Origin of the sequence: Mesorhizobium sp. M1050, from assembly GCF_040318715.1 — a bacterium.
GTDB lineage: Bacteria > Pseudomonadota > Alphaproteobacteria > Rhizobiales > Rhizobiaceae > Mesorhizobium.
In genome coordinates this window covers 1-1,959 of record NZ_JAMYMV010000161.1, presented here as the reverse complement: position 1 = coordinate 1,959, position 1,959 = coordinate 1, and the positions used below count along the sequence as shown (strand labels likewise).

Sequence of the window (1,959 nt, the reverse complement as noted above, 5' to 3'; positions counted from 1 at the left end):
GTTGATCTGAATCCCCCCGCACCGTTCGAGTTGCGTGACCCTGCTCGTTCTGTGCCGGCGGCGGTGCAGCCAGATCCTCCAATAGGGGTCTCCGGTCCCGACAAGCGTCCTCTTTATTCCAACGATGCGACCCTTGTCGAAGGGCTGAGGTCAGCATTGGAGAGCACGGTCAAGCGCCATGTAAATTCTCTTCTCGGCTTTGGTCGTTGGCTCATTGATAATAACAGGCCGGGATTTGCTGCTCGGCTTCACGAGGAGTCGCTGGATCCGGATCTCAAGGAGTACGAGAGCAAGAGTGGCTCCTCGGACGTGGCTAGAGCAGTGGGTCATCTCAAGACGTGGGCGGGCGGAGCGCCAGTGCTGGACCGCGCCGCTGTCCTGAATAATCCCGACGCTGCCGACGCCGCGCTCATCAGAGATTACACAGCGGCTCCCATCAAAGAGTACAAGGCAGCGCCGACCGGGCCGAATCCCGGTACCATTCAGACCTATGGATCTGCTCCTAGACGTTTCAGTGAATACCTGGTTGAAAACAACAAGCCGGGGATTGCGGCTCGGCTTCACGAGGGGTCGCTGGATGAAGATGCCAGGCGCTATAACAACTCCGGTGGGATCAGTGCACTAGCTCATCTCCGGAGGTTCCCGCCGTACGCCGCACCCGGGCGCGAAATTGCCCTTGCTGCTCGTCCGGAAGACGCAGTCGGCATGGAGGCTGGTGCCATTAGGGACGCCGCTGCGCAGCGCAGCGGGCCGCAGGAGGCATTGGGTCGGCCAGAGAAGCCCCCTGGGAAAGCTAAAGACGGGCGGGTGCTCGGCGCGTTGGAATGGCTAGGCGACGAACATATCCAGAGGGATTACCAGTTCCTGGAGCAGGAGTTGCAGGGGAACAATCCAGATCTCGCCGCCCGGACGCGGTTCGTGGATCCCCTCGTAGCCATTTATCATCTGCGCTTGGGCTCCGAGAGCGACAGGCTAAGCGCATTCCAGCGCATCGTCCATAATCAGAACGGTAACGACACAGCCGACTTCCTGTTCGTGCCAGTGAGCGATGCCGGTACGACTCTTGAGGAGCGCGGCACCCATTGGTCGCTGCTGTTCGTTGATCGCAGCGACCGGGAACGGCCGGTTGCCTATCATTATGACTCCTTCAAGGGATGCAATGACACGCTTGCAGGAGACCTCGCAAAAAATCTGGGCGCCAGCCTGGACACCAGCTCGCTCCGCATCGCCCAGCAGAGCAACGAGCGGGATTGCGGAGTCTACGTGGTGGACGGCACGCGGGCGCTGGTTGGGCGATTGCAATCGCAGCCAGATGACCTGAACCTCAACAACCTCGTCGTCAATCGGCAGGCACTACAAACCCGCCTCAGGGGTGACGATACATTCGGAACGGCAAATAATCTCACGAACTTTGAACTCATGGACCGACAGGCCCGAGACGCGGTTAAGGAAAGCCCCGTTGGGACGTTTCACCAGCAGATCAAGCGGCTCGGCCAGTCAGCGCCAGATGTTGCTCCCGGGGACCCATTTGAATTTCAAAGTCTTGAGAGCAAGGGGGACCCGCAGGAGGAATACAGTTGGCCAGAGTATCTCCCCCCTGGGAAAGCTAATGAAGACGACGCTGTTGTGGCATCGTCTTTCGTGCCAACTGGGCACCATCACCAAGCCTCGGATCCCGCAGAGTCCTTTCGTCCCCTGATCTGGCGCGACGGCGAGCAGCGCGCGCCGGACGAGCGGATCGCTGCACAGGACAGGAGCAACCAGCTATCAAGCGAGGAGGTCCTCATCAACCGTGAGCATGATACAGCGGAGTTGAGACCAGCGAAGAGGCAATGGCCCCTGAACAGTCGTCTGCAGGACGTTGCCACTGAGCCGCAGCTGAGCGAGATCGGCAATTCAGGCGCTCGCGTGCTGATGCAGGCCCCCACCCATCAAGTGAGTGCATTGCCATGGGAAGCG

Annotated in this window: 1 protein-coding gene; it reads left to right on the top strand. The window is 60.0% G+C overall.

What is annotated here, in order from left to right:
* On the top strand, positions 1 to 1,959 hold a 1,959-nt coding region (locus NKH57_RS33645; RefSeq protein ID WP_352950660.1), incomplete at both ends, for a Ulp1 family isopeptidase.